19 protein-coding genes are annotated in these 21,238 nt (G+C 73.5%); 10 read left to right on the top strand and 9 right to left on the bottom strand.

What is annotated here, in order from left to right:
* Positions 1–8: 8 nt before the first annotated feature.
* Positions 9–494 (top strand): GNAT family N-acetyltransferase, encoded by a 486-nt coding sequence (locus tag AC6JBM_RS32030; RefSeq protein WP_497977752.1) that lies wholly within the window; start codon positions 9–11, stop codon positions 492–494.
* Here the strand turns inward: AC6JBM_RS32030 and AC6JBM_RS32025 are convergent.
* Positions 491–3,394 (bottom strand): putative bifunctional diguanylate cyclase/phosphodiesterase, encoded by a 2,904-nt coding sequence (locus tag AC6JBM_RS32025; protein ID WP_497977751.1) that lies wholly within the window; start codon positions 3,392–3,394, stop codon positions 491–493. The genes AC6JBM_RS32030 and AC6JBM_RS32025 overlap by 4 nt on opposite strands.
* Positions 3,395–3,574: 180 nt before the next feature.
* On the opposite strand from AC6JBM_RS32025, the gene AC6JBM_RS32020 reads away from it, so the two are divergent.
* On the top strand, positions 3,575–4,327 hold the full coding sequence (locus AC6JBM_RS32020) for an N-acetyltransferase (RefSeq protein WP_497977750.1): 753 nt from the start codon (positions 3,575–3,577) through the stop codon (positions 4,325–4,327).
* 30 nt (positions 4,328–4,357) lie between these two features.
* Here AC6JBM_RS32020 and AC6JBM_RS32015 read toward each other — a convergent pair whose 3' ends face one another.
* The 3 genes from AC6JBM_RS32015 to AC6JBM_RS32005 all read right to left on the bottom strand — a co-directional run bounded on the left by AC6JBM_RS32015 (position 4,358) and on the right by AC6JBM_RS32005 (position 8,573).
* The gene (locus AC6JBM_RS32015; protein WP_497977749.1) at positions 4,358–6,244 is read right to left on the bottom strand and encodes a diguanylate cyclase domain-containing protein; all 1,887 of its coding nucleotides are present in this window, start codon (positions 6,242–6,244) and stop codon (positions 4,358–4,360) included.
* 86 nt (positions 6,245–6,330) lie between these two features.
* Positions 6,331–7,503, bottom strand: coding sequence for a hypothetical protein (locus AC6JBM_RS32010; RefSeq protein WP_497977748.1), 1,173 nt, complete (start codon positions 7,501–7,503; stop codon positions 6,331–6,333).
* Positions 7,497–8,573 carry a HesA/MoeB/ThiF family protein gene (locus AC6JBM_RS32005; RefSeq protein ID WP_497977747.1) on the bottom strand — a complete coding sequence of 359 codons (1,077 nt, stop codon included), beginning with the start codon at positions 8,571–8,573 and terminating at the stop codon, positions 7,497–7,499. The genes AC6JBM_RS32010 and AC6JBM_RS32005 overlap by 7 nt, the downstream gene beginning before the upstream one ends.
* A 369-nt stretch (positions 8,574–8,942) precedes the next feature.
* Here AC6JBM_RS32005 and AC6JBM_RS32000 point away from each other — a divergent pair, with 369 nt between their 5' ends.
* A complete protein-coding gene (locus AC6JBM_RS32000; RefSeq protein WP_497977746.1) occupies positions 8,943–9,602 on the top strand; it encodes a TVP38/TMEM64 family protein in 660 nt (219 codons plus the stop codon).
* A 25-nt stretch (positions 9,603–9,627) separates the two neighbouring features.
* Here the strand turns inward: AC6JBM_RS32000 and AC6JBM_RS31995 are convergent, their stop codons facing one another.
* Entirely contained in the window at positions 9,628–10,086 is a 459-nt protein-coding gene (locus AC6JBM_RS31995) for a MarR family winged helix-turn-helix transcriptional regulator (RefSeq protein ID WP_497977745.1), read from the bottom strand.
* A gap of 63 nt (positions 10,087–10,149) precedes the next feature.
* Between AC6JBM_RS31995 and AC6JBM_RS31990 the strand changes: the two genes are divergently transcribed.
* The 4 genes from AC6JBM_RS31990 (at position 10,150) to AC6JBM_RS31975 (ending at position 12,788) form a co-directional block, all read left to right on the top strand.
* Positions 10,150–10,518 carry a VOC family protein gene (locus AC6JBM_RS31990; protein WP_497977744.1) on the top strand — a complete coding sequence of 123 codons (369 nt, stop codon included), beginning with the start codon at positions 10,150–10,152 and terminating at the stop codon, positions 10,516–10,518.
* Positions 10,519–10,599: 81 nt separating this feature from the next.
* Entirely contained in the window at positions 10,600–11,853 is a 1,254-nt protein-coding gene (locus tag AC6JBM_RS31985; RefSeq protein WP_497977743.1) for a hypothetical protein, read from the top strand.
* 90 nt (positions 11,854–11,943) lie between these two features.
* Positions 11,944–12,387, top strand: a complete 444-nt coding sequence (locus tag AC6JBM_RS31980; RefSeq protein WP_497977742.1) for an FAS1-like dehydratase domain-containing protein — start codon at positions 11,944–11,946, stop codon at positions 12,385–12,387.
* Entirely contained in the window at positions 12,384–12,788 is a 405-nt protein-coding gene (locus AC6JBM_RS31975) for a MaoC family dehydratase (RefSeq protein WP_497977741.1), read from the top strand. The genes AC6JBM_RS31980 and AC6JBM_RS31975 overlap by 4 nt, the downstream gene beginning before the upstream one ends.
* Positions 12,789–12,833: 45 nt before the next feature.
* Here AC6JBM_RS31975 and AC6JBM_RS31970 read toward each other — a convergent pair whose 3' ends face one another.
* The 4 genes from AC6JBM_RS31970 to AC6JBM_RS31955 are packed head-to-tail and all read right to left on the bottom strand — an operon-like array spanning position 12,834 to position 17,112.
* Entirely contained in the window at positions 12,834–13,994 is a 1,161-nt protein-coding gene (locus AC6JBM_RS31970; protein ID WP_497977740.1) for a thiolase family protein, read from the bottom strand.
* Positions 13,987–15,048: a CaiB/BaiF CoA transferase family protein gene (locus AC6JBM_RS31965; RefSeq protein ID WP_497977739.1), complete on the bottom strand. Its 1,062-nt coding sequence runs from the start codon at positions 15,046–15,048 to the stop codon at positions 13,987–13,989. The genes AC6JBM_RS31970 and AC6JBM_RS31965 overlap by 8 nt, the downstream gene beginning before the upstream one ends.
* Positions 15,041–15,916: an SDR family NAD(P)-dependent oxidoreductase gene (locus AC6JBM_RS31960; protein WP_497977738.1), complete on the bottom strand. Its 876-nt coding sequence runs from the start codon at positions 15,914–15,916 to the stop codon at positions 15,041–15,043. Before AC6JBM_RS31960 ends, AC6JBM_RS31965 begins: the two co-directional genes overlap by 8 nt.
* Entirely contained in the window at positions 15,913–17,112 is a 1,200-nt protein-coding gene (locus AC6JBM_RS31955; RefSeq protein ID WP_497977737.1) for a CaiB/BaiF CoA transferase family protein, read from the bottom strand. Before AC6JBM_RS31955 ends, AC6JBM_RS31960 begins: the two co-directional genes overlap by 4 nt.
* Before the next feature lie 113 nt (positions 17,113–17,225).
* On the opposite strand from AC6JBM_RS31955, the gene AC6JBM_RS31950 reads away from it, so the two are divergent.
* The 3 genes from AC6JBM_RS31950 to AC6JBM_RS31940 all read left to right on the top strand — a co-directional run bounded on the left by AC6JBM_RS31950 (position 17,226) and on the right by AC6JBM_RS31940 (position 21,212).
* Entirely contained in the window at positions 17,226–18,776 is a 1,551-nt protein-coding gene (locus tag AC6JBM_RS31950) for an AMP-binding protein (protein ID WP_497977736.1), read from the top strand.
* On the top strand, positions 18,773–19,918 hold the full coding sequence (locus AC6JBM_RS31945) for an acyl-CoA dehydrogenase family protein (protein WP_497977735.1): 1,146 nt from the start codon (positions 18,773–18,775) through the stop codon (positions 19,916–19,918). Before AC6JBM_RS31950 ends, AC6JBM_RS31945 begins: the two co-directional genes overlap by 4 nt.
* A 106-nt stretch (positions 19,919–20,024) precedes the next feature.
* Positions 20,025–21,212, top strand: a complete 1,188-nt coding sequence (locus AC6JBM_RS31940; RefSeq protein WP_497977734.1) for an acyl-CoA dehydrogenase family protein — start codon at positions 20,025–20,027, stop codon at positions 21,210–21,212.
* Positions 21,213–21,238: the final 26 nt, after the last annotated feature.

The following is a 21,238-nucleotide window of genomic DNA, read 5'->3' as shown; positions in this document are numbered from 1 at the left end:
ATCAATGCATGAGGCTTCGGCCGTATGCCGAACAGGACCGCCGGCTCACCGCTGAGCTGGAGGGCGATGCCGAGGTCATGGCGCACCTCGGCGGGCCGGCGCCGGGCGGGCGGGCCGAGTCCGTGCACGAGCGGCGGGCCGCCGGGCGGGAACGGGAGTGGTACCGCACCATCCTCGCCGACCCCGGCGACGAGCCCGCCGGGGTCGTCGCCGTGTTCCGCAGCGCCTGGGAGGGGCGCGAGATCCACGAGCTCGGCATCATGCTGCTGCCGGGGCGGGCGCGGCGGCACGGGCTCGCGGCGGGGGCCGTGCGCCTCGCCGTCGAGGAGGTGCGGGCGTCGGGGCTGGTGCGCGAGGTGCACGCGTTCATCGGGGCCGAGAACCGGGCCGCGGGCGTCGTGGCCCGGCGGACCGGGTTCGTGAACCACGGGCCGTGCGACGTGGACTACGAGGGCGTGCCGATCCGGTGCGACCACTGGATCCTGGCGCTCTAGGCGGCCGGCTCGACCAGGCCCGGTGACTGCAGCCAGGCCAGCGCCTCGTCGCGGGGCAGCGGCTTGGTGAACAGGTAGCCCTGGCCGAACCCGCAGCGCAGGTCGACGAGGCGCTGGCGGTTCGCCTCGGTCTCGATGCCCTCGGCCACCACCTCCAGGTCGAGCGTGCGGGCGAGCTGGACGATGCCACGGACCAGGTCGTACTGCCGCCGCGAGGTCCCGATCGTGTCCACGAAGGACTTGTCGAGCTTGAGCGCGTCGACGGCCACGCGGTGCAGGTAGGACAGCGACGAGTAGCCGGTGCCGAAGTCGTCGATCGAGACCCGCACGCCGGCGGCGCGCAGGGTGGCCAGGTCGGCGTGGATGTGCTCGTCGTCGCCGAGCAGCAGGCTCTCGGTGATCTCCACCGTGAGCGCACCGGGCGGCAGGTCGGCCTGGGCCAGCTCGGTCAGCACCCGCTGGACGAAGCCGGGGGAGCGGAACTGGCGCACGGACACGTTGACGCTCATCGTGGGGGCGGCGTCGGAGCGGTACAGCCTCCGGAACTCGACCGCGGTGGCGATGGCGTGGCGCATCACCCAGTCCCCGAGCGGGACGATGAGCCCGCACTCCTCGGCGATCTCGATGAACTCCAGCGGTGGCACCAGCCCGAAGGTCGGGTGCTGCCAGCGCACCAGCGCCTCGAAGCCGTGCGGCAGGCCCGTCGCGAGCTCGACGATCGGCTGGTAGTGCAGCACGAACGCGTCCGCGGCCAGGGCCTGGTCCAGGTCGGTGCGCAGCCGCATCCGGCGCAGGGTGTGGGCGTGCATCGCGGACTCGTACCGCCGCCAGCGCTCCGGCGTCCCCTTCGCGCTGTCCAGGGCGACGTCGGCCTCGCTGAGCACCTGCGCGGCGTCGGCGGCGTCGGCCGTCATGGCCACCCCGACGCTCGGCAGGGCCGTCACCACGCTGCCGCGGACCAGGAACGGCGGGCGGAAGTCCTCGACGATCCGCGCGGCGAGCGCCTCGACCTCGGCGACGGCCAAGCGCTCGACCAGCACGCCGAACTCGTCCGCGCCGAGGCGGGCCACCACGGCGGCGCGCGGGCACACCTCCACGAGCCGCTCGCCGAACGCCTTGAGCAGCTCGTCGCCGACGTCCTGGCCCATGGTGTCGTTGACCGTGCGGAAGCCGTCGATGTCGACGATGAGCACGGCGGCGGCGGTCGCGCTCTGCACGCAGTCCTGGAAGCGCAGGCGGTTGCCGAGGCCGGTGAGCGGGTCGAGGTACGCGCGGTCGATGAGCTCGCGCTCGAGGCGGCGGCGCTCGGTCACGTCGTGGATGGTGAGCACCCGCCCGGCGACGGTCGGCTCGTCGGTCAGGTCGCGGACGGTCACCTCCACGTCAGCGTTGGACCCGTCGGCGCGCCGGATCCGCTCGTCCGACACCAGCAGGTCGGACACGTGCGCGCCGATCGGGTCCAGGCCGAACAGCGGCTGGGCCGAGGGGCTGGCGTAGCTGACCCGGTCGTCGTCGCCGACGATGAGGATGACGTCGGCGGCGTTGAGCACCAGGGTGCGGAAGTAGGCCTCGCTGTCGCGGCGGACGATCTCCCGGTTCAGCGCGATGTGGTCGAGCATGCTCGCGGCCTGGCCGGCCAGCACGCGCGCCGACTCCTGCAGCGTGACGAGGGCCCGCTCGTCGGCGGCGACCCACAGCTCGCCGAGGCGGACGCCGCCGACGCTCAGGGGGCAGTACAGCGCCAGCTCGAACCCGTTCAGTTCGCGCGCGGACTCCTCGGGCAGCTTCGCGACGTACTGCATGCTCATGACGGCCTCGCGCCGCGCCGAGCCGACGCGCAGCACGGTGCGGTGGGCGGTGCCGGGGCGCAGCAGCGAGCCGACCGCCCGGCGGACGACGGCCTCGACCGCGGACACCTCGGTCGCCGACAGCAGCGCCTCGCAGGCCTTGCGCAGGGCGCGCTCGCGGGACAGCGTGTGCCCGACGCTGCGAGCGGCGAGCGCGCCCCGGCCGAGCGACAGCGCCACGAGCGCGGCCGAGCCGACCGCGATGACGGTTCCGTTGTGCACCGGTCCGGACTGCGCCTCGGCGAAGAGGATCCCGGGCGCGACAAGCGAGGCGACGCCCAGCACCGCCCGGCGCGGCTTGACCTGCGTGGAGCCGATCACCCGCGGCTCGGACAGCTGCGCCATCGACGGGTGCAGCGCGGCGAGCCCGCCCGCGGCGAAGAACACGATCCAGCCGACGTCGACGAAGCTGCCCAGGCCCCACTCCCCGTCGAGCCGGCGCAGGCTGAACGCGACGTCGGACACGAGCAGGACGGCCCCGGAGGTGAGCAGCAGCGCCACGCTCCAGCTGCGGCGGGCCTCCAGCACCATCCGCACCATGATGGCCAGCAGCATCACGTCGGCGAGCGGGTAGGCGCTGGCGACGGCCTTCTGCGCGGCGTTGAGGCCGGGGTCGCTGAGGTACGGGTCGATGAGGAACACCCAGGCGAGCAGCCCCGCCCCGGCGGTGAAGATGAGCGAGTCGATGACGGTCGCCCAGTCCCGGTTCGCCGCCCCGGAGCGGCTCAGCATCAGCAGGCCGAGCAGCAGCAGCGGGAACGTGGCGCCGAGCGAGATGGCGTCGGCGACCGACGGGAACCGGTCCGAGTGCAGCACGTCGGTCTGCACCAGGGAGGCCGCGGTGCCGGCCGCGAGGCCGAGGGAGCCGCCGCCCCACAGCAGCCACGGCAGCTTCCGGCGGGGCCGGTGGGCGCGGACGCCGTAGACGATCGCGGCGATCGTGGTCGCGACGAGCCCGACGTAACAGAGCAGACCCGCGTCCGGGAACAGCCGGTAACAGACGGCAAGGACGAGCGCACAGAGCGCATATGCCCAGGTCACCCGCCTCGTCACGCCTCTCCTTCCCGCGCGCTGCAAGCTACTTTGTCCCGCCGGTCCCGGGCGGGGCAAGGTCTGATCCACCGGTATACACATCGGCCGGTCGAACGGCCGCTGAAGGTCTCGGACGCATGCGTTTGCCGGGCAGAACATGCGTTCCGCGGACCGGTGGCGCGGACCGATAGGTTGATCTCCATGGACTTCGCCTGGCTCGAGGTGACGACGCTGGCCGAGCGGCCCGACCGCCTGCCGCTCATCACGACGTTCGACGACCCCACCGTGGCCCCGTTCCTGTACCAGGACCCGGTCTCCGCGGCGCTCTTCCCGGCCCTGGTGCAGCGGCATCCGCAGTACACCCTGCTGGCCGTCGAGCGCGACACCGGCGCGCCCGCGGGGATGCTGTGCACGCTGCCCTTCACCGCGGGCGAGGACCTGGAGCTGCCCGGCGGCGGCTACGACGCGGTGCTGCTGTCCGCGGCCGCCGACGCCCTCGCCGGGACCGCCGGGCCGCAGGTGTCGGCGCTGTTCGCGACCGTCCGGCCGCAGTTGCGCGGCCGGGGCGTCTCCGGTCATCTGCTGGCGCTGGCCCGGCGCAACGCCGCCGCGCTCGGGCATCCGGCGCTGTTCGCCCCGGTGCGCCCGACCCACAAGCACCTCCAGCCGCTGGTGCCGCTCGCGCAGTACGTGGCCCGCCGCCGCGCCGACGGCACCGCCGAGGACCCGTGGCTGCGCGTGCACGAGCGGGCGGGCGGGCGGTTCGTGGCGGTCGCGCCGCACTCGATGACCATCACGGCGCCGCTGCGGCGGTGGCGGGCGTGGACCGGCCTGCCGTTCGACGCGCCCGGGCCGGTCGTCGTCGCCGGCGGGCTCGGGCCGGTGGTGTGCGACCCGGAGCGGGATCTCGCCACCTATGTGGAGGCCAACGCCTGGTACCGCCACGACCTCTGAGACACGGCCGCTGAGAGACGGCCGCCGCGATCAGAGGGCGGCGCGGTCGCGCAGGCCGTGCTTCACCGAGTACATCGCGGCGTCCGCGGCGCGCAGGAGCGCGTCGGCGTCGGCCAGGGCGCCGCACGCCGCGCCGATGCTGGCCCGGATCGGGACCAGCGCCTGGTCGATCTCGACCGGCTCGGCGAAGCACTCGTGCAGCCGGCGGGTCAGGTCCTCGGCGTAGGCGAGCGAGGTGTCGGGCAGCAGGACCGCGAACTCGTCGCCGCCGAGGCGGGCCACGGTGTCGGCGGGGCGCACGCAGTGCCGCAGCCGGGCCGCCACCGCGCGCAGGAGCGCGTCGCCGGCGTGGTGGCCGTGGGTGTCGTTGACCGCCTTGAAGCCGTCCAGGTCGATGATGAGGACGGACGCCCGTCCGCCCGCGGCCGCGATGCGCTCGGCGAACAGGGCCCGGTTGGCCAGGCCGGTCAGCGCGTCGTGGGTCGCCTCGTGCCGCAGCCGGTCCTGGAACGCGACGACGTCGGTGATGTCGTGCGCGTTGTAGACCACGCCGCCGATGCTCGGCACGTGCGTGAGGTTCGTGGCCACGGCCGTGAGCCAGCGCGCGCGGCCGTCGAGGTGCGGGACCCGCAGGCGCAGGGTGATGCTGGCGCCCGGGCGGGTCAGCAGGTCGTCGAGGCGGGCCCGCCACTCGTCGCGCGCCTCGGCCACGGTGAGCTCGTCCATGCGCCGGCCGATCACCGACTCGGGCGGCACGCCGAAGGTGCGCTCGACGGCCGGGCTCGCGTACGACACCACATGGTCGGCCCCGGCGATGAGGGTGATGTCGGAGGAGTGCTGGACCAGGGCCCGGAACCGCTCCTCCTGCGCCGCGAGGGCCTGCATGCTGCGGTCGAGCTCGCCGAGCAGCCGCGCGTTGTCGGTGAAGGCGATCAGCTGCCGGGTCACCACGATGCCGGTCACCAGCAGCACGCCGATGACCACGCCCCAGACGCGGGCGTCCAGCGAGCCGCGGGTGAGCGAGACGATCAGCAGCATGTAGGCGGCGGCGACGCCGATGTAGGGCATCAGGCTGAACGGCCGCACCGGGCGGCGCGCGAGGATGTCGGGGTCGGCGCGCAGGTTCGCCTCGTTGATGCGGGGCACGGCGGCCAGCAGCGCGCACGGCAGCAGCCGGGCCAGCATCGCGACCTCGGGCCGCGTCACCTCCACCAGGGCCGCGGTCAGGCCGGTGGACAGGCCGATGAGCACGCTGGCCAGGCCGGCGCTCCAGCCGGCGATCGGGGTGAACGGCATGTTGCGGCCCAGCATGAGCTTCACGAGCCCGAACGAGCCCGCGAGGCTGACCCCGGCCGAGGCCAGGGCGAGCAGCAGTGCGCCGCCGCTCTCGCCGAGGTCGACGCTGGGGGAGAGGTACCACACGAAGACCGCGGTGGCGGCGACGACGGTGGCCGCGTCGAGCATGAACCGCAGCCGCTCCCGGCCGGCCGTGTTGGTCGGGTGCAGCACCATGGCGAGCAGGCAGACCAGCGACCCGCACGTGACCAGCCCGGACTGCACCGCGCCGCCCTGCACCATGCCGTCGACGGGGGTGGCGAAGGTCTGCACGCCCTGGGCCGCGTCGCCGGCGGTGAGGAACACGGCCCCGGCCGCGATGAGCCGCCAGAACCGCCGGTGCGCCGCGGACACGCCCGGCAGCGCGCTCATCCGCGCCGAGAAGACCGCGAAGACGATGTCGAGGAGCACCTGAATCGGCCAGAACAGGGCAAGCCTCGCATCATAGGAGGCGCCGGTTCCGGGCAGGGCATACCAGACGGTGAAGGCCGCGGTGAACAGCAGCAGGGCGCGCAGGACCGGATCGCGCAGCAGCGCCCCCCTCGCCGCCGGGCGAGGCCGCTGCTCATGGGATGTGCTCACGGCACTCCTTCATTGCGCCGGACTCTACCGCCTGGGCGGGCACCCTAAGGTGCCGTCTACATCGTCCATACGGCGGAAGACCTGAGTCAGGCTGAAGTGCGCGTGGATTTGCGCGCGGAAATGACGCGCCGGATCACCGCCCATCCCCCGCGAATCGCCCCGAACAGGGCGAGGGCCGACGGGACGACCGCGACCGCCAGGGCGGCGAGACCCTCCCACGCGGCGGCGGTGGTCAGGCCGTCGGCGCGGATCGGGGCCACGCACAGGGCGACGAGGTGCGGCAGGCCGGGCAGGACGAACTGCGCGAGGTAGTACAGGGCGACCGCGGTGCCGGGAACGTAGAGCCACAGGTAGCGCCGGGCCCACGTGACCTCCCGCGGGTCGGCGTCGGCCAGCTGGCGCTCGTCGGCGGGGGTCGAGCGGTGCAGGTACCGCCGCAGCAGGGCGCCCTTCGTGGCCCACAGGGTCTTGCAGCCGGTCACGTTCACCAGTAGCGCGTAGACGTCGGTGCGCACGAAGACCATGGCCTGGGCCAGGATCGCCGTGCACTGCAGCAGCACGAGCGCCCGCAGCAGGCGGGCCGCGACCGAGCCGGGCGCGAGGAGCTCCTGGGCCGCCAGCGCGCCGGCCAGGACGACCGCGTCCCAGGCGAGGCCGGCCAGCAGCGGCCCGTAGCGGGCGCGACGGGGAACGCTCCAGAGGCGGGTGAGGTCGGCCTGGAAGGTGAGGAAGTACAGGCGGCGGCTCACCGACAGGCGGCTGGGCAGCCCGAGCGCGGCGGTGGCGAGCACGTGCGCGCCCTCGTGGGCGGCGACGGCCAGCATCCCGAGGCCGCTGACGGCGAGGATGTTCAGCAGCTGGGTGGCGAACGGGAAGGCGTCACGGTACGTCGGGCGCAGCCAGGGCACCGCGACCAGCAACACGGGCACGGCGAGGGCGAGCGCGGCGTACAGGCCCCAGGCGACCCGGCCGAACAGCAGCGCACCGGCGCGCTGGCGCCGCGTGCCGTCGATGCGCCCGTCGTCGCCGGAGCCGGTCAGCAGGCCCTCGTCGGCGAGCACGGTCAGGAAGTCCGCCACGTCGACGGGCTCGCCGGCCAGCTCCGCGGCCCGCCGCTCGGCCTCGGCGACGCTCGCGCCCTGCTGCAGCCACTCGATGATCCGCGCGCCGATCTCGGGGACCTCGACGTAGGCGGCCGTGCCCGGGCTGCCCACCACGTAGCCGTCGCCGTCGCGCACGAGCGTGAGCTGGTTCAGCACAGCGGGCACCGGGGGTTGCGCGGCCAGGGCGCCCGGGTCGTGCGCATGCCGTCGGCGAGCTCGACGGTGTGGTACACGCCGGCCGCGACGGGCTCGTCGGTGCCGGTGAGGTACCGGCCGGCCTCCATCGCCACGAATCCGGCCAGCAGCTGCGCGACGGGGCCGGTGGCGCGGTTGACCCGCCCGGCCGGGAGCACCACGGACTGCTCGGCCAGCTCCGGCATGGCGCCGCCCTCGTCCTCGCGGTTGAGCTCCAGGCACATGCGGCACGCGCTCACGCCGGGCCGCACGGACCAGTAGAAGAGGGTGGAGTACTGCAGCCCGCCCGTCACGAACGGCACGCCCAGCTCGAAGCAGGCCCGGTTGACCAGCAGGTGCACGTCGTCCGGGGAGTCGATGGCGCAGACCACCAGCGAGGCGCCCCGGCCCAGGGCGACGATGCCGTCCACATCGGACACCCGGGCGTGCACGGGCTCGACCACGGTGTCGCCGCAGTAGCGGGCGGCCCAGTCCTTCGCCGCCGCCACCTTCGGGCGGCCGACGTCGGCGTGGCCGTAGGCGAACTGCCGGGCGAGGTTCTTCTCCTCGACGTGGTCGAAGTCCACGATCCGCACGCGGCCGGCGCCGAGCCCGACGAGCGACTGCAGCACGCCGCTGCCCATGCCGCCCGCGCCGAGCAGGAGCACGTCGGCGCTCGCCATGCCCCGGTGGAACTGCGCGCTCGTACGGTCCAGTCCCGCGAAGAGGTCGTAGAAGCGCAGGTTGCTCTCGTGCCGCCGGCGCGTGGCCGCGTCGAGCCCGTCGTCGCCGGCCCGCAGCAGCACCCCGGCGTCGTCGAGCGCGCCGACCGCGGCCGCCATCTCGTCCTCGGTGACCTCGAACCCGCGCTCGCGCATGGCCGCGGGGAGCTCGGCGACGGTCCGGGAGCCCTCGGCAAGCACCCGCAGCAGGGCGGTGACGCCGCCGTTGTCGTCGTCGAGGTAGGTGGCCTCGAGCGCGCGGCGCAGGAGGATGACCTCGCGGGGGCGCTGGATGACCGAGATCGGTTTGAGCTGGGGGATGACCCGCATGATGCAGAAACTCCGATCGCAGAAAAGCGCTCGGCCGGCCCGGCGGATCGCGCCAGGCCGGCCGGTCGAGTGGATCAGGCGGCGCCCTGGGGCGCGTCCGGGGCGAGGTGGATCCGGGTCGCCTCGATCGGCTCGACCTTCTTGACCTTGATCTTCACGTGTCTCTCCCATCGGTCGGGGATTTCCGTCTCCGGCGGGCGGTTGCCCGCTCCGGTGGAAGAAACGTATGCAAGGCATCGACGCCCGACAGTCGTTGATTCGACTGGCCGCCGGTCGCCAAGATGACGTCATATTGATCTACGACTAAGCCTTGATTTCCTTTCCCGGACCGCCTGGTTGGACCGGCGGCCGGCGGGGCATGATGCGCGCATGACGCGCACGGCTCGGCTGCTGCGACTGGCCGGGCTGGTCGCCCTCGTGGGCGGCCTCGTGACGGTCGCGATCCTCGTCGGCCTGCCCGGGCGGGACGAGCTGCGCGCCACGATGGCGGGGCTGGGCTGGTGGGCACCGGTGGCGTGCGCCGGCCTCTACGGCGTGGCCTGCCTGTCGCCACTGCCGAAGACGGTCCTCACCCTCGCCGCCGGCGCCCTGTTCGGCGTCGCGGGCGGCCTGGCGGTCGTCGTCTGCGGCGCGCTGCTGGGCGCGGTGGCGGCCCTGTACCTGGGCCGGCTGCTGGGCCGCGACGCGGTGCGCTGGCTGGCGGGCGGGCGGCTGGACGCGTTCGACGCGCGGCTGACGCGGCACGGGATCTGGGCCGTCGTCGCCGCCCGGCTCATCCCCGTCGTGCCGTTCACCGCGGTCAACTACCTCGCGGGGGTGACCAGCGTGCGGCTGCGGGACTTCGTGCTCGGCACGGCGGTGGGCATCCTGCCGGCCACGACCGCCTACGTGACCGTCGGCGCCTACGGGTGGCAGCCGGGGGCGTGGCCGCTGTGGGCCGCGCTGGCCGCGCTGGTCGTGCTCACCGTGGGCGGCCTGCTGGCCGAGCGCCACCGCCGCGGCCGCCGGAGCGCGAATGCTGATCGGTGAGGGCCGCATGACGGTTCCGCTGTAGCTATGCGCCGCCGTCGCCGTCGCGCAGGGAATGGATCATGCTCCGCAGGATCCGGAATGCGGCCGACTGCTCGGTCCCGTTCAGTCCCGCCAGCATTCTGACCTCGACGGACCGGACCGCCGCGCTCGCCTTCTCCAGGCTCCGCCGGCCCCGGGGCGTGAGCCGCGCGGGAAGCACCTTCCCGACGGGCGCCTCCGCGGGCCTGGTCACGTAGCCGTCCCGCTCCAGGGCCTGGAGCAGCACGTTCATCGACTGCCGGGTCACGAACGCGCCCCGCGCGAGCTCGGAGTTCGACAGGCCCGGCCGCTGCGCCAGCAGCTCGAGGCAGGAGTAGTGCGTCACGGTCATCCCGAGCGGCCGCAGCACCTCCTCCATGGCCGAGCGCAGCACGCTCGACGCCTCTTTGAGCAGGTATCCCAGTGATGTGTCCAGGTCGACCCCGGCGCCGTCTTGACTCATGTCAGGATTCTGACATACGTTGGGCCGTGTCAGGAGACTGACACGAATGGAAGGAGCATCACCATGCCCGCCACCGGCCCCGACTTCATCTCGCTCCAGGTGCGAGACCTCGACGCCTCGCAGGCGTTCTACGAGCGGTACCTCGGCCTCGTCCGCTCGCCGGCCGGACCTCCGCACGCCGTCGTCTTCGAGACGAAGCCGATCGCGTTCGCACTCCGCGACGTCGTTCCCGGCACCGATCTCGCATCCGTCGCCCAGCCCGGCATCGGTGCGGCGATCTGGCTGCACGCCACCGACGTGCAGGCCATTCACGACGACCTCGTCGCCGGCGGTCACGCCATCGTTTCCGCGCCGATCGACGGCCCCTTCGGCCGGACGTTCACCTTCGCCGACCCCGACGGCTACCGGATCACCCTCCACGACCGCGCCTGACAAGCCCGCCGGTCGCCTCGATTCAGCTCACGGCAGGCACGGGAGCACGGCCGTTCGCGTCGGCGGTGTAAGAAAGATGCCGTGGATGCCAAGCGACTGCAGGGAATCGGGTTCGCCGCGCTCATGGGAGCCGCGGCCGGCGCCGCGCTCGCCGCGCACCGGGGACCGCGCGCCGCGCTGAAGGCCGCCGCGCTCGGGGGTGGGGCGCTCGCCGCTATCGACGGGGCCGCACGGGCGCTGCAGCGGCCGGACGAGATCCCGGCGGTGTGGGCGCGGATCGCGGCCAGCGGGGCGATCGCGGCGCCCGCCGGATGGGCGGCCGGGAAGGCCGGGGCGTCGCCGCTCGCCGTCGGAGTCGCGGCGGGAGCGGTCGCCGGGACGATGGGCGTGCGGCCGCACAAGGTGGCGCTCGGGCCGGTGGTCGGGCTGGCCGTGGGGGCCGCGCTGCGCAACCGGCCGCCGGCGCAGGTGGCCGCGGCGAGCGTGGTGGCGTTCCGGACCGTGTCGCAGCTCGTGTTCCGGGAGCCGCAGGTCGAGCTGCTGGCCGAGCGCGCCACCGCGGAGCAGCTTCCCTTCGTCGTACCGCTGGAGGCCCGCACCCGCTACGTCGGCACCGGCTACGTGCGGGACCTCGCCGCGGCGACCGGCGGCACCTACGAGGAGGCGACCGCCGACATCGGCATCGTGGCGAGCCTGGACGCCCTCGCCGGGCCCGAGTTCGACCCGGCGGCCGTCGACCCCCTGGTGCGGGAGTTCTACGAGCACACGACCCGGTTCACGCTCGACATCGTGCCGCGGTGGCGCGCCTGGGTGCGGCCCGGATATCTGCTGTACCGCACCCTCGTCGCCCGGCCGCTCGGGCAGGCCAACGTGCCGATGAACCTCCGCGAGGCGCAGCGCGGGATGCACAGCCGCATCGACACCATCACCGGCGCCGACGGGGTCGTGTCCACCCGGGGCTGGATCCGCTCCTTCGCGCACAACGGGGAGCCCATCTACGTGGGCATCTACACGACGTACCGGCACGGCGAGCGCGGGTACGTCAGCGTGGGCTTCCCCTTGCCCCAGGCCAGCTTCACGGCCACCCTCGCGCCCCGGCCGCGGCCCGGCGGCGGGCTGAGGCTCACGAGCCGGGCCGGCGACGGGCAGACCGGGCACTACCTGAGCTACATCGACGGCGAGAGCCGGGCGCTGTCCACGCTCGCGGTGCACGGCTTCTCCGAGGAGCTCGATGTCTACGTGGACGGCGGGGAGCTGCGGGCCGACCACGCGTTCTCGGTCTTCGGCCTGCCGTGCCTGACCCTCGAGTACCGGATCGGCCGCAAGCACAACTGAACTACTTTGTGTACAATCCTGGGGGTCCATCGGGGAAAGTGGCCCCAGCGTCGTTGGATTGCGCACAATCTCGGAAGGAGTGGTGGGCGTATGGGTCAGCTGTCCGAGTTCGAGGGGCGGTCGGGCGCCGAGTTCACGATGACGGTCGAGATGGGCAAGATTCGCGAGTTCGCCGCCGCCGTCGGCGCCGGGCATCCGCTCCACGCCGGCGACGACCCGATCTCCCCGCCCACCTTCCTGGCCTCGGCCCCCTTCTGGACGACGGATGCCAGTGCGGCGTGGGGCGATCAGCCACCGGACCTGTCGCGCGTGCTCCACGCCGGCCAGCAGTACGTGTTCCACGGGCCGCCGCCGAGCGCGGGAACCGTGCTGCACTGCCAGGAGCGCATCGACCGGGTCTACACCAAGCAGGGCCGGCGCGGTGGCGCCCTCGAGTTCGCCGACATCGTCACCGAGTTCCGCGACGCCGACGGGCGCCTGGTCGCCGAGGCCCGCGCCACGCTCGTGGTGACCGAACAGGCGCCGACGGCATGACGGCGCTGGGAAGCTTCCGGGCGCCGCTGGTGCAGGGCCCGCTCACCGTCACCGACTTCGTGCGCTACCAGGGCGCGTCCGGCGACATGAACCCGATCCACCACGACGCCGAGTTCGCGCGGGCCGCCGGGTTCCCGACGGTGTTCGCCGTCGGGATGCGGCAGGCCGGTGCCCTGGCCGCGTTCGCCGCGGACCACTTCGGGCCCGACAACGTCCGCCGGTTCGAGGTGCAGTTCCGCGCCATCGCGTGGCCGGGCGACACCCTCACGTACAGCGGTGAGGTCGTCGCCGTCGAGGAGTCCGCGACGCACACGGTCTGCACGCTCGCGCTCCAGGTGACCCGGCAGACCGGCGAGGTCCACATCGCCGGCACCGCCGTGTTCGAAGTCCCTCACGGGTAGACGCCGGTGCCCGCCGCGAGGGCGGCGGGCACCGGGGCGGCACCGTCAGAGCCGCTCGACGATCGTGGCGTTCGCCTGGCCGCCCGCCTCGCACATGGTCTGCAGCCCGTACCGGCCGCCGGTCTGCTCGAGGTGGTTCACCAGCGTCGCCATGAGGCGCACCCCGGAACCGCCCAGGGGGTGCCCGAGGGCGATCGCGCCGCCGCGCGGGTTGAGCCGTCCGGGGTCCGCCCCGAGGTCGGCCGCCCAGGCCAGCGGTACCGGCGCGAAGGCCTCGTTCACCTCGTAGGCGTCGATGTCGTCGATGCCGAGGCCGGCCTTGGCGAGCACCTTGCGGGTCGCCGGGATGGGCGCGGTCAGCATCATGACCGGATCGTCGCCGGCCAGCGCGAAGGCGTGGAACCGGGCCCGGGGCCGCAGCCCGAGCTCGGCCGCCCGGGCCGCGCTCATGATCAGCGCGGCCGCCGCCCCGTCGGTCAGCGGCGAGGAGTTGCCCGCGGTGATGTGCCAGCCGATCTGCGGGAACCGCGCGCCGGCGGCGGCGTCGTAGAAGGCCGGCTTCAGCCCGGCCAGGCCCTCCGGGGTCGTCGCCGGGCGGATGGTCTCGTCCCGCGTGTGCTCGCCGACCGGCACGATCTCGGCGGCGAACGCCCCGGAGCCGGCGGCCGCGGCGGCCAGCGCGTGCGACCGGGCGGCGTACGCGTCCAGCTGCTCGCGCGTGAGGCCCCAGCGATCGGTCACCAGCTCGGCCGCGATGCCCTGCGACACAAGGCCCAGCCGGGCCGCCACGCTCGGGCCGAACGGGTCGGCCGCGCCGATCGCGACCCCCATCGGGACCCGGCTCATCGACTCGACCCCGCACGCCACGACGACGTCGTAGGCCCCGGCCATCACGCCCTGGGCGGCGAAGTGCATCGCCTGCTGGCCCGAGCCGCAGGCCCGGTCGACGGTCGTGCCCGGGACGGTGAGCGGCCAGCCCGCCGCCAGCACGGCGTTGCGCCCGATGTTGGCCGCCTGCTCGGTGGCCTGGCCGACGCAGCCGGTGATGACGTCGTCGATCAGCGCGGGGTCGATCCCGGTGCGGGTGACGAGCGCGCGCAGGACGGTGGCCAGCAGCTCCACGGGGTGCAGCCCGGACAGCGCACCGCCGGGCTTGCCGCGGCCCGAGGCCGAGCGGACGATGTCGACGATCACGGCGTCATGCACGGAGCATCCCTTCGGCTGCGGCGCCCCAGGCGCGCACCACGTCTTCGGTCGATGTCGATGTCGATGCGCGGCCGAGCGGAAGCCGGGGCATCCCGTCGGCGAAGAGCCCGCGGGCCACCGCCTGGCCGTGCCGCGGTGCCTCGCTGAGGTTCAGCACCGGTGCGAGGCAGGCGTCGGTGCCGGCGGCGAGGTCGGCCCACTCGTCGCGGGTCCGGGTCAGCACCGCCGCCGCGATCGCCGCGCGCAGCGCCGGCCAGCGGGCCGGATCGTCGCGGTGCTCGCAGACCTCGGGGCTGAGCCCCAGCAGGCCGGCCAGCACCGCGAAGAACTGGGGCTCGAGGGCCCCGATCGCGACATAGCGGCCGTCGGCGCACGCGTACACGTCGTAGTAGGGCGCGCCGGTGTCGAGCAGGTTCGTGCCGGCCTCGTCCCGCCACTGCCCGTCGCGATGCATGCCGTACAGCATCGACGCGAGGTAGGTGGTGCCGTCGGTGATCGCCACGTCCAGCACGCGCCCGGTGCCGGTGCGCGCGCGTTCGACGAGCGCGGCCAGGACCGCCGTGACGAGGTACATGCCGCCGCCGCCGAAGTCGCCGAGCAGGTTCGACGGCGGGGTCGGCGGCCGGCCCTGGCGCGCGGCGGCGTGCAGGGCGCCGGTGACGGCGATGTAGTTGATGTCGTGCCCGGCGGTGTGGGCCAGCGGCCCGGTCTGACCCCAGCCGGTCATCCGGCCGTAGACGAGCCGCGGGTTGATGGCGTGGCAGTCCTGCGGGCCGAGCCCGAGCCGCTCGGCGACGCCCGGGCGGTAGCCCTCGAGGAGGACGTCCGCCTCGGCCACCAGCCCGCGCACGACCTCCAGGGTGGCGGGGTCCTTGAGGTTGACGCCGACGACGGGCCGGCCCCGCTCCAGCCCGCCGCCCCCGGGCACCTGGCCGGGGCGGCGCAGCGCGAGCACGTCGGCCCCGAGGTCGGCCAGCAGCATGCCCGCGAAGGGCTCCGGCCCGATCCCGAGCAGCTCCAGGACCCGGACACCGCGCAGCAGGGGCTCACTCATGGCGCTGGCCTTCCATGTCGGCGGCGGGCGGTGCGGCCGCGATGGCCGAGCGGAGGGCCCGGTCGAGGTGTTCGGGGTCGTCGGGCTGGGTGAAGGTCGGCTCGAGGCGCCAGCCGGAGGCGATGCCGACCTGCGGGCCGCGGACGTCGAAGACGCGGCCGGTGACGTCGCGCGCGCCCGGTCCGCAGAGCCAGGCGACGACGCGCGCCACCCAATGCGGGTCGAGCTCCTCGCGGCGGCGGTCGGTGATCTCGCCCTCGTAGCGCCGCAGCGGTTCCTCGGTCAGGCGGGTGAGGGCGCTCGGGGCCACGCAGTTGGCGCTCACGCCGTACGGCCGCAGCTCCTGGGCCGCCACGAGCGTGAACGCGGCGATGCCGGCCTTCGCTGCGGCGTAGTTCGACTGCCCGATGTTGCCGAAGAGCCCGGAGGCGGAGGTCGTCGTGATCAGCCGCCCGTCGACGTCGGCGCCCGATTTCGCCCGGGCCCGCCAGTGGGCGGCGGCGTGGTGGGCGATGGTGAAGGTGCCTTTGAGGTGTACCGCGATGACGTCGTCCCACTCGGCTTCGCTCATCGACGCCAGGGTCCGGTCCCGTAGGATGCCCGCGTTGGCGACGACCACGTCGAGCCCGCCGAAGCGCTCGACGGCGAGCCCGACCAGGTCCGCGGTCGCGGCGAAGTCCGTCACGTCGTGCCGGCTCGCGACGGCGGTGCCGCCCGCGGCCTCGATCTCGGCGACGACCGCGCCGGCGGGGCCGTCGCCGAGGTCGTTGACGACGACGGCGTGCCCGGCGGCGGCCAGGGCGAGAGCGTAGGCCCGGCCGAGGCCGCGCCCGCCCCCGGTGACGACGGCCGTTCGCGGCGCGCTCACTCGGCCACGACCCCGCGGGTGAGGAGGTCCTTCCAGGCCTCGTCGTCCACCCCGGCGAGCTCGCCGAGGACGGCGCGCGTGTGCTGACCCAGGCGCGGCCCCACGGCGGACACCTCGCCCGGGGTCCGGCTGAACTTCGGCACGATGCCGGCCATCGGCCCCGCGACGCCGTCGTCCGTCTCCGGCCGCAGCACCATCCGCCGGGCGGCGTAGTGCGGGTCGTTGATCATGTCGGGCGCGGTGTAGATCTTCCCCGCCGGCACGCCGTGCTCCGCGAGGATCCGCAGCAGCTGCGCCGAGCCGAGCGAGGAGGTCCACCGCTCGATCTCCTCGTCGAGGACGGTCGCGTTGCGGCCGCGGGCCTCGTGGCCGTCGAAGCGCGGGTCGGTCGCCAGCTCCGGCCGGCCCATGGCGTCGCAGAGCCGCCGGTACACCGCGTCGGCGTTGCCGGCGATCGCGATGTCCGCGCCGTCCCCGGTCTTGTACACATTGGACGGTGCCACGCCGGGCAGGACGCTGCCGGTCCGGGTGCGCAGCACGCCCGCCCGTTCGTAGTCGACCATCGTCGACTCCATGAGCGCCGCGACCGCCTCGTAGATGGCGACGTCGACCTCCTGGCCGCGCCCGCTCGCCGCCCGCTCGACCAGTGCGGTGGAGGTTCCCACCACGGCGAACAGCGCCGCGAGGGAGTCGCCGATGCTGATGCCGGTCCGCGCCGGGCGGGACCCGGCGTCGCCGGTCGTGAACCGCATGCCGCCCATGGCCTCGCCGATGCTGCCGAAGCCGGCCTCGCGCGAGCGCGGGCCCGTCTGACCGAGCCCGGAGACGTGCACGACGACGATGCGGGGGTTGAGCTCGGCGAGGGCCTGGTAGCCGAGTCCCCAGCCGTCGAGCGTGCCGGGCCGGAAGTTCTCCAGGACGACGTCGGACCGCGTGGCGAGCGCCCGCGCCACCGCCTGGCCGTCCGGGTGGCGCAGGTCCAGCGCGACCGACTTCTTGTTGCGGGCGATGGCCGGCCACCACAGGCTCTGGCCGTCCTGCACGATGCCCCACCGGCGCATCGGGTCGCCCGCGCCGGGCGGCTCGATCTTGATCACCTCGGCGCCGTAGTCGGCCAGCAGCTGACCCGCGAACGGCCCCGCGATGAAGCTCCCCAACTCGAGGACCCGGACGCCCGACAGTGGACCCTTCGACACGATTGCTCCTCTGAATGTGCACAATCTGAGGCGCGGGCGACGTAGAAATGGCGTTCGCGCCGCATCGGTCTGCACTATTGCACACAATCGGCGGCTGCGGCACACTCCGATCCATGTACGCCGCACACATCGCGCAGGCCCATCCGGACCGGTTGGCGATCTTCATGGCGGAGTCCGGCACGCGGGTCACCTTCGGCGAGTACGAGGCGGAGGCCAACCGGCTGGCGCACCTCTTGCGGGGCAGCGGCCTGCGGTTCGGCGACCACGTGGCGATGCTCATGGAGAACAACCCGCGCCTGCTGGAGAGCGAGGCGGCCGCCGAACGCAGCGGCCTGTACTACACCTGCATCAATCACTATCTATCGCCCGACGAGGCCGCCTACATCATCAACGACAGCTCGGCCCGGATCGTGGTCACCTCGGCGGCCAAGCTCGACGTCGCCCGGCAGCTGCCGCAGCGGTGCCCGGGCGTCGAGCGGTGGCTGATGGCCGACTGCGACGACCCGCCGGCCCCGTTCGAGTCGTACGACCGGGCGGTGGCCGGCCTGCCGGCGGACCCGATTCCGGACGAGCGGCTGGGCATGGCGATGCTGTACTCCTCCGGCACCACCGGCCGCCCGAAGGGCATCTACCACCCGCTCGCGGTCGCGCACCCGTCCGAGGAGCCCCTCGGGTCGCGCATCCAGAGCAAGCGGTGGGGGCTCGACGAGTCCAGCGTGTACCTGTCGCCAGCGCCGCTGTACCACTCTGCCCCCCAGGGCAGCGTGTCCATGACGCTGCGGGCCGGCGGGACCTCGATCATCATGGAGTCGTTCGACGCGGAGCGGTACCTCGACCTGGTCGCCGCCCACCGCGTCACGCACTCGCAGCTGGTCCCCACGATGTTCTCCCGGCTGCTGAAGCTGCCGCCGGAGCGCCGGAGCCGGGCCGACGTCTCGTCGCTGCGCACCGTCATCCTCGCCTCGGCCCCGTGCCCGCCGCAGGTGAAGCGCCAGATGATCGAGTGGTGGGGCCCGATCATCCTCGAGTTCTACGCCGCCAGCGAGGGGATCGGCTACACGTTCTGCGACTCGCGGGAGTGGCTCGACCACCCGGGCACCGTCGGGCGGGCCGCGAGCGGCGAGCTGCTCATCCGGGCCGAGGACGGGAGCCTGTGCCCGCCGGGCGTGGCGGGCACGGTGTGGTTCCGGGGCCCGGCCGGCTTCCAGTACTTCAACGACCCCGGCAAGACGGCCGCGACCCGCGACCCCGGGCTCGGCGCCAGCTCGGTCGGCGACATCGGCTACCTCGACGAGGAGGGCTACCTGTACCTCACCGACCGGGAGAGCTTCATGATCATCTCCGGCGGGGTCAACATCTATCCCCAGGAGACCGAGAACCTCCTGATCACGCACGAGAAGGTGTACGACGCCGCGGTGATCGGCGTCCCCGACGAGGACTTCGGCGAGGCGGTCAAGGCGGTCGTGCAGCTCGCCCCCGGCGTCGAGGCCGGCCCGGAGACGGAGGCGGAGCTGATCGCCTTCTGCCGCGAGTCGATCGCCCACTACAAGTGCCCGCGCTCCGTCGACTTCGTGAGCGAGCTGCCCCGCCTGCCGACCGGCAAGCTCTACAAGCGCAAGCTGAAGGACCAGTACTGGGCCGGGCGAAAGACCTTGATCCAGTGACCGGGCTGCGGCAATACGTCGCCGGGTTCGTCCGCGACACCGAGGGTGCCGATCGCGCCACGGCGCTCGGGGCCCAGTTCGACGCCGGGCTGGCCTGGGTGCACCATCCCGAGGGCGCCGGGGGGCTGGGCCTCGGGCCCGACCGGCAGGCCGAGGTCGACGCCGCGCTCTCGGCGGCCGGCCGGCTGGAGTCCTGGGAGCGCAATCCCATGGGCATCGGCATGGTGGCCCCGGCGCTGATGGCGCACGGCACGCCCGCGCAGCGAGGGCTCCTCCGGCCGATCTTCACGGCCGAGCACATCTGGTGCCAGCTGTTCTCCGAGCCGGGCGCCGGATCGGACATCGCCGGTCTGGGCACCAGGGCCGTGCGCGACGGCGAGGGGTGGGTCGTCGACGGGCAGAAGACGTGGACGTCGCTCGCCCACGCCGCCCGCTTCGGGCTGGCCCTGACCCGCACCGATCCCGGCGCCCCGAAGCACGCCGGGCTGACCGCGTTCCTGATCGACATGCACGCCCCGGGCGTGCAGGTCCGGCCGTTGCGCGACCTGACCGGGGGCGCGCACTTCAACGAGGTCTTCCTCGACGGGGTGCGGGTCGGTGACGATGCCCGGATCGGCGGCGTCGGCGAGGGATGGGCGGTCGCCACCACCATGCTCGCGAGCGAGCGGGCCGTGATCGGCGGGTCCGTCGGGGAGCGCGGGTCGGGCGCCATCGCGTTGGCGGTCGAGACCTGGCGCCGGACCGGGTCCGACCCGGGCCGGCGGGCCGAGCTGACCCGGCTCTGGGTCGACGCCGAGGTGCTGCGCCTGGCCGCGCTGCGGGACCAGCGGATGCGGGCCGAGGGGGGACCGGGCCCGGGCGGGTCCGGCCTCAAGCTGCGCCGGGCCCTGCTGGAGCAGCGCATCGCCCGGTTCGCGCTGGAGCTGCTCGGCCCGGCCGGGCTCGTGTACGACGCCGACGCGGTGCGCGCGAACGGTCCGGCGGAGGGCGACCCGGTGTGGACGTGGCTGCAGTCCCAGGCCTACACGATCGCCGGCGGAACCTCGGACGTCATGCGCACGATCATCGGTGAGCGGGTGCTGGGCTTGCCCAGGGAGCCCGGCCTGCCCCGCGACACGCCCTGGTCGCAGATCCCACGCTGACCCTCGGCGCCCCCGCCGCACCGCCGTGCGGCTGTTGACCAGCGGCGACGTGTCGCTGTAAAACTGAAACTGACGTTACTATCAAAAAGATTGGGAGGTGGCGTCCGTGCCCAGCCGGGACTTCGCCCAGCAGCGCCAGGACGTCCGGCGGTTCGTCGACGAGGAGCTGATCCCGCGGGAGCCGATCCTCGACCGCAACGACGCGAGCAGTGCCGAGGCGATGGCCGAGCTGAAGAAGCTGGCCAAGGAGCGCGGCGTGTGGGCGCTCGGGCACCCGGCCGCGATCGGCGGCGGCGGTCTTCCGTTCATGGAATACGTGATGATCAACGAGATCGTCGGGCGTTCCTACTGGGGCACCGAGGCCCTCGGCACACTGTCCTTTCAGGACTGTCTGATGCTGCTGGAGTTCGGCACCGAGGAGCAGAAGGCCCAGTGGATCCCGCTGCTGTTCGAAGGCGTGACCGGGCCGACGATCGGGATGACCGAGCCTGAGGTCGCCGGCTCCGACCCGACGCTGGTCCAGTCCACCGCGGTGCTCGACGGCGACGAGTGGGTGATCAACGGCCACAAGTGGTTCACGTCCGGGGCCAACAAGGCGATGTACACCAGCGTCTTCGTCAAGACGGACCCGGATGCGCCCAAGCACAAGCAGTTCTCGCTGATCCTGGTGCCCACCGACACGCCCGGCTACAACATCCAGCGGGTCGTGCGGACCATGGGCCACTACGGCGGCAACCACTGCGAGGTCCGGTACGACAACGTGCGGGTGCCCGCGGCGAACCTGCTGGGGCCCCGGGGCGGCGGCTTCGCCGTGGCCCAGGCGCGGCTCGGGCCGGGCCGGATCACCCACAGCATGCGCTGGCTCGGTCAGGCCCAGCGCGCGTTCGAGCTGATGTGCGACCGGGCGAACACCCGCTACGCGCACGGGTCCCTGCTGGCGGAGAAGGGGGAGATGCAGCGGTACGTCGCCGAGTCGGCCGCCCAGATCCAGGCGGCCCGGCTGATGACGCTGGACGGCGCGCGGAAGATCGACGCCGGCCTGGACGCCCGGATGGAGATCTCGCTGATCAAGTTCTTCGGCGCCCAGATGCTGCACGACGTCGTCGACCGCGCGCTGCAGGTGTACGGCGCGATGGGCGTCACCGAGGACACACCGCTCGAGCGGATGTACCGCGACGCCCGCTACGCGCGCATCTACGACGGCCCGGACGAGGTGCACCGGATGGTGGTCGCCAAGCGCCTGCTGCGCAGCGACTACCGGCAGCAGGCGCCCTGGTCGGACATCGTCCACTAGCATTTTTCTGATACTGACATTACTTT

This window comes from Dactylosporangium thailandense (assembly GCF_059739745.1).
The sequence above is the reverse complement of the archived record's forward strand: the minus strand, read 5'-3'. Positions and strand labels throughout refer to the sequence as shown.